10 protein-coding genes and 1 pseudogene are annotated in these 12,382 nt (G+C 63.0%); all 11 read left to right on the forward strand.

Going from position 1 to position 12,382, the window contains the following annotated elements; translation table 11 throughout:
- The first annotated feature begins 46 nt into the window (after positions 1 to 46).
- The 11 genes and pseudogenes from fliR to J9885_RS04140 all read left to right on the forward strand — a co-directional run bounded on the left by fliR (position 47) and on the right by J9885_RS04140 (position 12,380).
- Positions 47 to 844 (forward strand): flagellar biosynthetic protein FliR, encoded by a 798-nt coding sequence (fliR, locus tag J9885_RS04090; RefSeq protein WP_043761982.1) that lies wholly within the window; start codon positions 47 to 49, stop codon positions 842 to 844.
- Positions 837 to 1,967, forward strand: coding sequence for a flagellar biosynthesis protein FlhB (flhB, locus tag J9885_RS04095; RefSeq protein WP_210548176.1), 1,131 nt, complete (start codon positions 837 to 839; stop codon positions 1,965 to 1,967). The genes fliR and flhB overlap by 8 nt, the downstream gene beginning before the upstream one ends.
- 44 nt (positions 1,968 to 2,011) lie before the next feature.
- Positions 2,012 to 2,134: pseudogene (locus J9885_RS04100) on the forward strand (flagellar biosynthesis protein FlhB); the annotation flags it as partial.
- Positions 2,135 to 2,565: 431 nt separating this feature from the next.
- Entirely contained in the window at positions 2,566 to 4,668 is a 2,103-nt protein-coding gene (gene flhA, locus J9885_RS04105; RefSeq protein WP_210548177.1) for a flagellar biosynthesis protein FlhA, read from the forward strand.
- 16 nt (positions 4,669 to 4,684) lie between these two features.
- Positions 4,685 to 6,238, forward strand: a complete 1,554-nt coding sequence (gene flhF, locus J9885_RS04110) for a flagellar biosynthesis protein FlhF (protein ID WP_210548178.1) — start codon at positions 4,685 to 4,687, stop codon at positions 6,236 to 6,238.
- A 1-nt stretch (position 6,239) separates the two neighbouring features.
- Complete coding sequence (locus tag J9885_RS04115; RefSeq protein ID WP_197068439.1) at positions 6,240 to 7,115, forward strand: MinD/ParA family protein; 876 nt, start codon at positions 6,240 to 6,242, stop codon at positions 7,113 to 7,115.
- Entirely contained in the window at positions 7,108 to 7,824 is a 717-nt protein-coding gene (locus tag J9885_RS04120) for an RNA polymerase sigma factor FliA (RefSeq protein WP_042076843.1), read from the forward strand. Before J9885_RS04115 ends, J9885_RS04120 begins: the two co-directional genes overlap by 8 nt.
- A 110-nt stretch (positions 7,825 to 7,934) precedes the next feature.
- A complete protein-coding gene (cheY, locus tag J9885_RS04125) occupies positions 7,935 to 8,318 on the forward strand; it encodes a chemotaxis response regulator CheY (RefSeq protein ID WP_010673934.1) in 384 nt (127 codons plus the stop codon).
- 12 nt (positions 8,319 to 8,330) lie between these two features.
- Positions 8,331 to 9,071 (forward strand): protein phosphatase CheZ, encoded by a 741-nt coding sequence (locus tag J9885_RS04130; protein ID WP_043761972.1) that lies wholly within the window; start codon positions 8,331 to 8,333, stop codon positions 9,069 to 9,071.
- 11 nt (positions 9,072 to 9,082) lie between these two features.
- Entirely contained in the window at positions 9,083 to 11,236 is a 2,154-nt protein-coding gene (locus J9885_RS04135; RefSeq protein WP_210548179.1) for a chemotaxis protein CheA, read from the forward strand.
- Positions 11,237 to 11,267: 31 nt separating this feature from the next.
- Positions 11,268 to 12,380, forward strand: coding sequence for a chemotaxis response regulator protein-glutamate methylesterase (locus J9885_RS04140; protein ID WP_210548180.1), 1,113 nt, complete (start codon positions 11,268 to 11,270; stop codon positions 12,378 to 12,380).
- Positions 12,381 to 12,382: the final 2 nt, after the last annotated feature.

Raw genomic sequence — 12,382 nt, forward strand, 5'->3', positions numbered from 1 at the left:
ACCTGTGGGGGAATGGGCTGCATGGCCTGACGGGGCCGGTGGCACCATGACCTATACCACTGCGCTCATCATGGAGTGGCTGTCGTCCATCCTCTGGCCGCTCGCCCGGGTGAGCAGCCTGCTGATGGTGATGGCGGTGTTTGGCAGCCGGCTGGCACCGGCGCACATCCGCATCGGCCTCTCCCTCGCCATCACCCTCATCATCGCGCCCCTGCTGCCCCCCATGCCAAAGATTGAGCTCTTCTCCGTGGGCAGCTTCCTGGTATTGGCACAACAGCTGCTCATCGGCATTGCGCTCGGCCTCATGACCCAGTTTCTGCTGGAAACCTTTGTCATGGCGGGCCAGGTCATCGCCATGCAGACCAGCCTGGGCTTTGCCACCCTGGTGGATCCCATGAACGGCCAGTCCGCCCCCGTGGTGGGCCAGTTCTACCTGATGCTGGCGACCCTGGTGTTCCTGGCGGTGGACGGTCACCTGCTGATGCTGCGGATGGTTGTGCTGAGCTTCGAGACCCTGCCGGTGTCGGACAGCGGCCTCACCCTGCCGGCCATCCGCAGCCTGGTGAGCTTCCTCGGGGTCATGTACCAGGCCTCCCTGGTGATGGCGCTGTCCGCCATCATTGCCCTGCTGCTCATCAACTTCGCGTTCGGTGTCATGACCCGGGCGGCCCCCCAGCTCAACATCTTCAGCATCGGCTTCGCGGTGAGCATGATGTCGGGCCTCTTCATCCTCTGGCTCACCATCGGCGGCTTCATGGGGCACTTCGACGCCCTCTGGGAGCGGGTGCAGGAGACCAGTTGTGAGCTGATCAACGTTCAGTGCCTCGGGGGTCAGCATGGCTGATACCGATCAGGAACGCACAGAACAACCCACGGGCAAACGACTGCAACAAGCCCGGGAAAAAGGGCAGATTGCACGATCCAAGGAGCTGGGCACCGCCAGCGTCCTGCTGGCGACCGTGTTCGGCCTCCTGATGATCAAGGAGAGCCTGGCGGACGCCATGGTCAAGGTGCTGACCATGGGTTTTACCCTGGAGCGGGAGCAGGCCTTCGACCCCAATGCCATGGGGGTCATGGTGCCGGCCCTGCTGGGGACGCTGATCCAGCCCCTGGGGCTGCTGTTTCTGCTGGTGATCATCGCCGCCTTCGTCGGTAACACCCTGCTCGGCGGGATGAACTTCTCCTCCGAGGCCATGCTGCCCAAATGGAGCAAGCTGAGCCCCTTGAGTGGTTTGAAGAGGATGTTCGGGGTGCAATCCCTGGTGGAGCTGGTCAAGTCCATCGCCAAGGTGGTCTTCATCTCCCTGTTCGCCTGGTGGATGCTCTCCAGCCAGTTCGACCACCTGCTCAATCTCTCCCTGGAGGGCTTCCCCGGCGGCATCATAGACGCGCTGGACCTGCTGCTGTGGATGCTCATCATCCTCTGCTGCGCCCTGATCCCCATCGTCGCCATCGACGTGCCGTTCCAGACCTGGAACCACAACCGCCAGCTCAAGATGACCAAGCAGGAGGTCAAGGACGAGTTCAAGGACAGCGAGGGCAAGCCCGAGGTCAAGGGGCGGATCCGCCAGCTGCAGATGCAGATGGCCATGCGCCGCATGATGGGGGACGTGCCCAAGGCGGACGTCATCATCACCAACCCGACCCACTATTCGGTGGCCCTGAAGTACGACGCGGGCAAGCCGGGGGCTGCGCCCAAGGTGCTGGCCAAGGGGGTCGACGAGGTGGCGATGAAGATCCGGGAGATTGGCCGCGAGTACGACATTCCCGTCATGTCCTCCCCGCCGCTGACCCGGGCCATCTACCACGCCACCGAGATTGGTCAGGAGATCCCGGAGGGGCTCTTTGCCGCCGTGGCCCAGGTGCTGGCCTACGTCTACCAGCTCAAGAAGTTCCGCCGTGGCCGCGGCCGGCGCCCGACCCCGATCGCCAAGGATCTGCCCATTCCGCCGGAATTTCGCAAGTAAGGCCCTGGATAGCGGCGCCTGAACGGGGTTTCGTCATCCTGCAATTTGCCGCCGTGGTCTAAGGGTTGGCCTACGTCTACCAGCTCAAGACGTTCCGCCGTGGCCGCGGCCGGCGCCCGACCCCGATCGCCAAGGATCTGCCCATTCCGCCGGAATTTCGCAAGTAAGGCCCTGGATAGCTGCGCCTGAACAGGGTTGCATCATCTTGTCAGTTGCCACCCTGGTCTAGGCGTTGGCCTATGTCTACCAGCTCAAGAAGTTCCGTCGTGGCCGCGGCCGGCGCCCGACCCCCGACCCCCGACCCCCGACCCCCGACCCCGATCGCCAAGGGCCTGCCCATTCCGCCGGAATTTCGCAAATAAGGCCCTGGATAGCTGCGCCTGAATTGGATGGCATCATCTTGTCAGTTACCGCTCTGCGCCAAGCACTGCCATAGGACCTTATGGATGCCCTTTTCTGCTTGTTGCCCAGCGACCCGCCGCCAAGCCCGACGGACTTCTGACAGCTTTAAAATAAAAGTCATTTAGATCAATGAATTGAATCATTGGCTTGATATTTGCTTTAATCCGGCACTGGCGGTTGATAATCGAGAAGCACGATGGGATTCAAGGCGGGACTGGGCCGTTTCAAAGAGTACAAGTGGTTGCTGAGCAGAGGGGTAGGGACCCCGCTGCTGGTGCTGGCGTCCCTGGGCATGGTGGTGCTCCCCATTCCGCCCCTGATGCTGGATATCCTCTTCTCCTTCAACATCGCTCTCTCCATCGTGGTGCTGCTGGTGGCCGTTTATACCCGCCGCCCCCTGGAGTTTGCCGCCTTCCCCACCGTCCTGCTGATCGCCACCCTGCTGCGCCTCGCGCTCAACGTCGCCTCTACCCGGGTGGTGCTGCTGGAAGGCCACAACGGCAGTGCGGCGGCCGGTCACGTGATCGAGGCCTTCGGCAACGTGGTGATCGGCGGCAACTATGCGGTGGGCATCATCGTCTTCATGATCCTGGTGATCATCAACTTCGTGGTCGTCACCAAGGGGGCGGGCCGGATCTCCGAGGTGAGCGCCCGCTTCACCCTGGATGCCATGCCCGGCAAGCAGATGGCCATCGACGCGGACCTGAATGCCGGCCTCATCAACCAGGAAGAAGCCAAGAAGCGCCGTCAGGAGGTCACCCAGGAAGCGGACTTCTACGGCTCCATGGACGGTGCATCCAAATTCGTGAAGGGGGATGCCATCGCAGGCATCATGATCCTCTTCATCAACATCATCGGCGGCTTCATCATCGGCATGATGCAGCACCAGCTCACCTTCGGCGAAGCGGCCCAGGTCTACACCCTGCTGGCCATCGGTGACGGCCTGGTCGCCCAGATCCCGTCGCTCCTGCTCTCCATCGCCGCAGCCATCATCGTCACCCGTCAGAATACCGACCAGGACATGGGCACGGCGGTGCTCGGCCAGCTGTTCGAGAACCCCAAGGCCCTGGTGATCTCCGCCGGCATCCTGCTGATGATGGGCAGCGTGCCCGGCATGCCGCACCTGGCTTTCCTGAGCCTGGGGGCCGTGGCGGCCGCCGGTGCCTGGTGGCTGCTGCGCCGCGAGAAGCAGAACAAGGCGCGGGCGGCGAGCGGCGAACTGCTGCCGTCCCAGGGGGATGCTCCGGTGGAGCAGAAGGATCTGAGCTGGGACGACGTCATGCCCGTGGACATCATCGGGTTGGAGGTGGGCTATCAGCTCATTCCGCTGGTGGACAAGAACCAGGGGGGCGAACTGCTCAACCGCATCAAGGGGGTGCGCAAGAAACTCTCCCAGGAGTTCGGCTTCCTGGTGCCTGCCGTACACATTCGCGACAACCTGGATCTCGCCCCCAACCAGTACCGTATTACCCTGATGGGGGTGAGCACAGGCGAGGCCACCGTCTATCACGACAAGGAGATGGCCATCAACCCGGGCCAGGTGTTTGGCCAGATCCAGGGCATTGCGACCCAGGATCCCGCCTTCGGGCTGGAGGCGGTCTGGGTCGCCAAGGAGCAGGTCTCCCAGGCCCAGACCCTGGGCTACACAGTGGTCGATGCGGCTACCGTGGTGGCCACCCACCTCAGCCAGATCCTCTCCAACCACGCGGCCCTGCTGCTGGGTCACGACGAGGTGCAGCAACTGCTCGACATGATAGGGAAGCACCAGAGCAAGCTGGTGGAAGGGCTGGTTCCCGAGGTGATCAGCATGGGCAACCTGGTGAAGGTATTGCAAAATCTCCTCAATGAGGGCGTGCCAATTCGCGACATGCGCACTATCCTGCAGACCCTCGTGGAATATGCGCCCCGCAGCCCGGATCCGGAAGTGCTGACCGCGGCCTGCCGTATCGCCCTGCGCAGACTCATCGTGCAGGAGATTGCGGGCCCCGAACCCGAGCTGCCGGTGATCACCTTGTCACCGGAGTTGGAACGCATATTGCATCAATCCCTGCAAGCAGGTGGGGGAGATGGCGCCGGCATCGAGCCGGGACTGGCGGAGCGGATGCAGCGCTCCCTGGTGGAAGCCACTCAACGACAAGAACTGGAAGGCCAGCCGGCCGTGCTTCTGACATCGGGGATATTGCGCAATACCCTGGCGAAGTTTGTCAAGAATGCCATTCCTGGATTACGCGTGCTGTCTTATCAGGAAGTGCCTGACGACAAGCAGATCCGCATCGTCAGTGCGGTAGGACAGGGCTAGTTAGCGGAGATGACGGGTGAAGATTAAGCGGTTTTTTGCCAAAGACATGCGCACGGCGCTGGCCGAGGTCAAGGAGACTCTCGGGCCCGATGCCGTCATCATGTCCAACAAAAAGGTCACCGGTGGGGTGGAGATAGTCGCGGCCGTCGATTATCAGTCCCAGGTGCCGGGACCCAAGGACGCGCCGGTTCGCCGTCAGTTGAATGAAGAGAGCGTCAATATCTCGTCTGCGGGCAAGCAGATGACGCGCGCGGCGCCGGCCAAGGAACAGAACGAATACTACGCCGATACCCTGGCGGCCCTGCTGGCACGCCAGCAGAAGCTCAATCCGGCCAATCCTGCGGGCAACGGCAATGGTGCCTCGCCCTCCTGGTCCGCCGGTGCGTCAGGCAATGGCAATGGCGCTTCGCCCTCCTGGTCCGCCGGTGCGTCAGGCAATGGCAATGGCAATGGCAATGGCGCTTCGCCGTCGTGGTCCGCCAATGGTGCCGGCACCCAGTCCGCCGGGCTGGCCGCCGCCGGTGCGGCGCCCAGAACCCTGGCTGAACAGGGCCAGTGGGGCGCCGCGCCCGAGCCCGCCAAACCCAAGGCTCGCCCGGCCGCTGCACGCCCTGCCCAGTCCGCCTCGCGGGATCAGGAGATGGAAGGGATGCGCAAGGAGATGGCCAGCATCCGCAAGCTGCTGGAGCACCAGATCTCCGGCCTGATGTGGCAGGAGGTGGAGCGCCGCGAGCCCATGCGCGCCCTGCTCATCAAGGAGCTCAAGAAGATGGGCTTCGACGATGCCTTTGCCGATCAGCTGGCGGGGCTCATCCCGGAAGACATGCCCATTCACCAGGCCATGGCCCAGCTGGCCGAGGTCCTGACCGCCCAGCTCAAGATCAGCGAGGACGAGATCCTGCGCCAGGGGGGGGCGGTGGCCCTGCTCGGACCGACCGGGGTGGGCAAGACCACCACCATCGCCAAGCTGGCGGCCCGCTTTGCCATGAAGTACGGGGCCGAGCAGGTGGCCCTCATCACCACGGACAACTACCGTATCGGCGCCCACGAACAGCTGCAGACCTATGGCCGCATCATGGGCTGCCCGGTGCGCCAGGTGCGCGATGCCGAGGAGCTGGCCAATGCGCTCTACCAGTTCCGCCACCGCCGGCTGGTGCTCATCGATACCGCCGGTGTGGGTCAGCGGGACATCCGCCTGACCGAGCAGCTCGACACCCTGGTCAAGAACGCCAAGGTGCGCATCCGCAGCTACCTGGTCATGTCGGCCACCTCCCAGCGGCGGGTGATGCAGGAGGCGGTGGATCACTTCCGGCGTATTCCGCTCTCCGGCTGCATCCTGACCAAGCTCGACGAGAGCCTGAATCTGGGGGAAGTGATCAACGTCTGCATTCAGAACGCCCTGCCCATCAGCTACATCACCGACGGGCAACGGGTGCCGGAAGATATTCAAGTTGCCAACGCAGCGCTGCTGGTCGGCGCCGCCATGGGGTCGCTGGAGCGGGAAGCAGAGGATCCCTATTTCTGGGGATCGGGTTTCGGCGAGACCGAAGATTCGGAGTTTTATGAGTAACATGTATATGGATCAGGCGAGTGGTCTGCGCAAAATGCGTCAAAACAATCGAGTAAAAGTGATCGCCGTGTCCGGAGGCAAGGGGGGGGTTGGCAAGACCAACGTGACCCTGAACGTGGCGGGAGCCATGGCTGCCCAGGGCAAGCGGGTGATGGTGCTGGATGCCGACCTGGGTCTGGCCAACGTCGACGTCATGCTGGGGCTGCGGGTGCATCGCAACCTCTCCCACGTACTGGCCGGGGAGTGCACCATAGACGACATCATCGTCGAGGGGCCCTACGGCATGATGATAGTGCCGGCCACCTCGGGTACCCAGTCCATGGTCGAGCTCTCCCCCGTGCAGCATGCCGAGCTCATCCGGGCGTTTGGCGAGATGAAAACCCCGGTGGACGTGCTGCTGGTGGACACGGCGGCGGGGATCTCCGACATGGTGCTGAGCTTCACCCGCGCGGCTCAGGACATCATGGTGGTGGTGTGCGACGAACCCACCTCCATCACGGATGCCTATGCTCTCATCAAGATCCTCTCCAAGGATCACGGTGTGTTCCGCTTCAAGGTGGTGGCCAACATGGTCCGCTCCCTGCGCGAGGGGCAGGAGCTGTTCGCCAAGCTGACCCGGGTCACCGACCGCTTCCTGGACACCTCCCTGGAGCTGGTGGCCTGCGTCCCTTACGACACCAACCTGCGTGCCGCGGTGCGCAAGCAGAAGCTGATCGTCGAGGCGTTTCCCAAGTCGCCCGCCGCCCTGGCATTCCGTGCCCTGGCCAACAAGGCGGCGAGCTGGGCCATCCCGAACCAACCGGGGGGTCACCTCGAATTTTTCCTGGAAAACTTGTTGCAAAAGCCGGTCATCACACAGGAAGACTCCCGTGAATAAAGCCCAAGCATACTTGCGTCATCAGGATTCCTACGTGCTGGTCGAGCGTCACGCTCCGCTGGTCAAGCGGATTGCCCAGCATCTATTGGCTCGCCTGCCAAGCAGTGTCTTGCTGGATGACCTGATCCAGGCAGGTATGATTGGGTTGCTCGAAGCCTCCCGCAACTTTGACGGGAGCAAGGGGGCCAGCTTTGAAACCTATGCCGGCATCCGCATTCGCGGCGCCATGCTGGACGAAATTCGCCGCGGGGACTGGGTGCCCCGCTCGGTGCATCGCAACAGCCGCGCCATCGCCGAGGCCATCGAGAACGTGGAGCAGGCCCATGGCCGGGACGCCAGGGACACCGAGGTGGCCGCCAACATGGGGGTCTCCCTCGGGGAGTACCACGCCATGCTGCAGGATGTCTCCTGCGGCAAGATCATCGGCATCGAGGATCTGGGGGTCAGCGAGGACGTGATCGGGCATCCCGATGACGCGAGCCACGGTGGCTACGACGATCTCGCGGCCGAGCGCTTCCAGGGTGCCCTGGCCGAACACATCGCCCGCCTGCCCGAACGGGAGGCATTGGTGCTATCCCTTTATTACGATGAAGAGCTGAACCTGCGCGAGATCGGTGAAGTCTTGAGTGTGAGCGAGTCTCGGGTGAGCCAGATCCACAGCCAGGCCATGCACAGATTGCGCGCCCGTTTGCGAGATTGGAATGTATAAGTCGTTGTACTGGCTACACTGGAACGCCACTCTAAGGCATAATCCGCACCGTTAAACCTGCGATCTGCATCATGTAAGCGAGCCGTCGTGGCGGCTCTTTAGGAGGAACTTTGGACAAGAACATGAAAATCCTCATCGTCGATGACTTTTCAACGATGCGCCGGATTATCAAGAACTTGCTGCGTGACCTGGGATACAACAACACCCATGAAGCAGACGATGGCAACACGGCATTGCCGATGCTCAAGAACGGTGACTTCCAGTTCGTGGTGACCGACTGGAACATGCCCGGCATGCAGGGCATCGACCTGCTCAAGGCGATCCGTCTGGACGACAAACTCAAGCACCTGCCGGTACTGATGGTGACTGCAGAGGCCAAGCGCGAGCAGATCATCGAAGCCGCCCAGGCCGGGGTCAATGGCTATATCGTCAAGCCGTTCACCGCCGCCACCCTCAAAGAGAAGCTCGACAAGATCTTTGAACGCATCGGCTAAGGAGCGGCTGGGATGAAGGCCAAAACGAATGCCATGATCTCGCTTGAACAGGCAAGGATGCTGGTTGCCCATCTGGAGCGAGAAGAGTTTGAACAGGCCGATACCATCCTCGCCGATGTGTGCGCCCCCAATGCGGCGGCCCTGTTCGACAAGGTGGGCCAACTGACCCGCCAGCTGCACAACTCCTTGCAGGACTTTCGCCTGGATCCCCGGATCCCTGACCTCGCGACCCACGAGATCCCGGATGCCAGGGAGCGCCTGAGTTATGTCATCGACATGACGGACAAGGCGGCCAACCGCACCATGGATGCGGTGGAGGCCAGTCTCCCCATCGCCGATCGACTCAACGACAGCATCCAGCTGGTCATGCCCAACTGGAATGCCCTGATGAGCCGGGATCTGGAGCTGGGTCAATTCAAGGCGCTCTGTCATCAACTGAATGATTTCATTAAGGCTTCTGAGACGGATGCCGATAAGTTACGACAACTGCTGACGGAGATCCTGATGGCTCAGGATTTCCAGGACCTGACCGGTCAGATGATCCGCAAGGTGATCAAGCTGGTGCAGGAAGTTGAAACGAAGTTGATAGAGATGCTGACCATGTTCGGTGAGGGCGTGAGCGATCATTCGGCGCGCAGCCTGCCGGCGAGCGGCATCGAGGCGGAAGGGCCCATCATGAACCCGCAGACCCGATCAGATGTGGTCAATGGTCAAGATGATGTGGACGATCTGCTGTCTAGCCTGGGATTCTAATGGAGTGACGCATGGCCTTCGAAGTTGATGAAGACATACTGCAAGACTTTTTGGTCGAAGCATCAGAAATATTGGAACAGTTGTCTGAACAACTGGTCGACCTGGAAAAGCGACCCGATGACAAGAATCTGTTGAATGCCATCTTCCGCGGCTTCCATACCGTCAAGGGGGGAGCGGGCTTCCTCTCCCTGACCGAGCTGGTGGACGTCTGTCACGGTGCCGAGAACCTGTTCGACATGCTGCGCAACGGCAAGCGAACCCTCAGCGCCGAACTGATGGACGTCATCCTGCAGGCGCTGGATGCCATCAACGTCATGTTCGCCCAGGTTCAGAACCGCGAAGAGATCAGCCCTGCCTCTCCCGACCTGCTCCACGATCTGCACGAGCTGTGCAAGCCGGAAGGGCAGGAGCAGCTGCGCACCGCCAGCGTGGCCGCCCAGCCCGAGCCTGAGCCCGAACCCATCCCCGAACCCGAGATCATCGCCGAGGTGGCGCCTGCCGCCGTCAATGGCGGTGGCTCCATCGACGAGATCTCCGCCGACGAGTTCGAGCGCCTGCTCGATGAGCTGCACGGTGTCGGCAAGGCGCCGACCATCTCGGCCGCCCCCGTGCTGAGTGACTCTGGCGACATTACCGACGACGAATTCGAGGCTCTGCTCGACCAGCTTCACGGCCAGGGTCAACACGGCGGCAAGCCGGATCTCGCGCCGCTGCAGGCGGTCCAGAAAGAGGTGGACGAGCTCATCGACGACGACGAGTTCGAGCGCCTGCTGGACGAGTTGCACGGTCGTGGCCAGGGCCCCCAGCACACCATGGCCGCCCCCGCTGCCGAGCCCAAGGCCCCGGTCGCCGAGACCAAGGCGCCTGCGGCCGCCGCCCCCGTGACGCCCCCCAAGGCGCCAGTGGCTGCCAAACCCGCCCCCGAGCCTGCCGCTACACCGGCCAAGGCTGCCCCTGCCAAGCAGGCCGCCCCCGCCGAGAGCAACGCGGTGCAGAGCGACACCACGGTGCGGGTGGATACCAAGACCCTGGACGTCATCATGAACATGGTGGGCGAGCTGGTGCTCGTCCGAAACCGCCTGGTGAGCCTCGGCATCGCCAGCAACGACGAAGAGATGTCCAAGGCGGTGGCCAACCTGGACGTGGTGACTGCCGACCTGCAAGGCGCGGTCATGAAGACCCGCATGCAACCCATCAAGAAGGTGTTCGGCCGCTTCCCGCGGGTCGTGCGCGATCTGGCCCGCACCCTCAAGAAAGAGATCGAGCTGGTGATGGTGGGGGAGGAGACGGATCTCGACAAGAACCTGGTCGAGGCCCTGGCCGATCCCCTGGTGCACCTGGTGCGCAACTCCTGCGACCACGGCGTCGAGATGCCGGACGTACGGGAGAAGGCGGGCAAGCCCCGTCAGGGCACCATCACCCTGAGCGCCTCCCAGCAGGGGGATCACATCCTGCTCTGCATCGAGGATGACGGCGCCGGCATGGATCCGGAGAAGCTCAAGTCCATCGCCATCAGCCGCGGCGTGCTGGATGCCGACAGTGCGGCACGGATGAGCGACAACGACGCCTACAACCTGATCTTCGCCCCCGGCTTCTCGACCAAGTCCGAGATCTCCGACATCTCCGGCCGCGGCGTCGGCATGGACGTGGTGAAGACCAGCATCGTCAGCCTCAATGGCTCGGTGCACATCGATTCGACCTGGGGCAAGGGCACCCGCCTCGAGATCAAGGTGCCCCTGACCCTGGCCATACTGCCGACCCTGATGGTGGAAGTGGGCCAGCAGACCTTCGCCCTGCCGCTCGGCTGCGTGAACGAGATTTTCCACCTGGACCTGAAAAAGGCCAACATGGTGGACGGCCAGCTCACCATCATCGTCCGTGACAAGGCGATCCCGCTCTTCTACCTGCACAAGTGGCTGGTGCGCGGTGCCGGCAGAACGGCCCGTCAGGATCAGGGCCACGTGGTCATCGTCCAGATCGGCACCCAGCAGGTGGGCTTCGTCGTGGACAACCTCATCGGCCAGGAAGAGGTGGTGATCAAGCCCCTCGACAACCTGCTGCAGGGAACCCCGGGCATGGCCGGCGCTACCATCACCAGCGACGGCGGCATCGCCCTCATTCTGGATGTACCCAGCCTGCTCAAGGCCTATGCCCGCCGCCACTGAGCGTCTGGCTCAAGGAGTTAAAAGAATAACAATGGCAGTCAAGGTATTAGTGGTCGACGATTCGAGTTTCTTCCGCCGTCGGGTCAGCGAGATCATCAATCAGGATCCCCTGATGACGGTGATCGACACGGCCCAGAACGGGCGGGAGGCGGTAGACAAGGCGCAGCAGCTGCGGCCCGACGTCATCACCATGGACATCGAAATGCCGGTGCTCGACGGCATCAGCGCCGTGCGCGAGATCATGGCCAAGTGTCCGACCCCCATCCTGATGTTCTCCTCCCTGACCCACGAAGGGGCCAAGGCGACCCTGGATGCGCTGGATGCCGGTGCCCTCGATTTTCTGCCCAAGAAGTTCGAAGACATCGCCCGCGACAAGGACGAGGCAGTCCGCCTGCTCCAGCAGCGGGTCAAGGAGATCGCCCGCAAGCGTTTCCTGATGGCGGCCAGACCCCGGGCGCCGGAGCCCCTGGTGCGGCCCGCCGTCGAGACGGCCCTGAGCCGTTCCACCGAGCGCCAGCCCGAGGCGGTGCGCTCGCCGGTGGCCCCCGCCAGCTTCAAGCGCAGCGGCAAGAGCTACCAGCTGGTGGCAATCGGCACCTCCACTGGCGGGCCGGTGGCCCTGCAGAACGTGCTGACCAAGCTGCCCGGGGATTTCCCCCATCCCATCCTGCTGATCCAGCACATGCCCGGCACCTTTACCGCCGCCTTTGCCGCCCGCCTCAACGGCCTGTGCCAGATCGGGGTCAAGGAGGCAGAGGACGGTGACGTGCTGCGGCCGGGTCATGCCTACCTCGCCCCCGGCGGCAAGCAGATGCTGCTGGAAGGGCGCGGGCCCGGTGCGCGCCTGCGCATCATCGAGGGCAACGACAAGGTCAACTACAAGCCCTGCGTCGACATCACCTTCGCCTCGGCCGCCAAGACCTATGGCGACAAGGTGCTGGCCATCGTGTTGACCGGCATGGGGGCCGATGGCCGGGACGGCGCTCGCCTCCTCAAGGAGCAGGGCGCCACCATCTGGGCGCAGGATGAAGCTTCCTGCGTCGTCTACGGCATGCCCCAGGCGGTGACCAAGGCGGGCATCGCGAGCGAATCCCTGCCGCTGGATCGGGTGGCCCAGCGCATCCTGGTCGAGCTGGGTCGCTGATC

Source organism: Aeromonas sp. SrichE-2G (assembly GCF_017939565.1).
Taxonomy (GTDB): Bacteria; Pseudomonadota; Gammaproteobacteria; order Enterobacterales; family Aeromonadaceae; genus Aeromonas; species Aeromonas taiwanensis.

Coding starts and splice junctions, on each gene's coding strand:
- fliR (WP_043761982.1), top strand. CDS start 47: ATGACCTATACCACTGCGCTCATCATGGAGTGGCTGTCGTCCATCCTC.
- J9885_RS04130 (WP_043761972.1), top strand. CDS start 8,331: ATGAAGGCCAAAACGAATGCCATGATCTCGCTTGAACAGGCAAGGATG.
- J9885_RS04140 (WP_210548180.1), top strand. CDS start 11,268: ATGGCAGTCAAGGTATTAGTGGTCGACGATTCGAGTTTCTTCCGCCGT.
- flhB (WP_210548176.1), top strand. CDS start 837: ATGGCTGATACCGATCAGGAACGCACAGAACAACCCACGGGCAAACGA.
- J9885_RS04135 (WP_210548179.1), top strand. CDS start 9,083: ATGGCCTTCGAAGTTGATGAAGACATACTGCAAGACTTTTTGGTCGAA.
- flhA (WP_210548177.1), top strand. CDS start 2,566: ATGGGATTCAAGGCGGGACTGGGCCGTTTCAAAGAGTACAAGTGGTTG.
- J9885_RS04115 (WP_197068439.1), top strand. CDS start 6,240: ATGTATATGGATCAGGCGAGTGGTCTGCGCAAAATGCGTCAAAACAAT.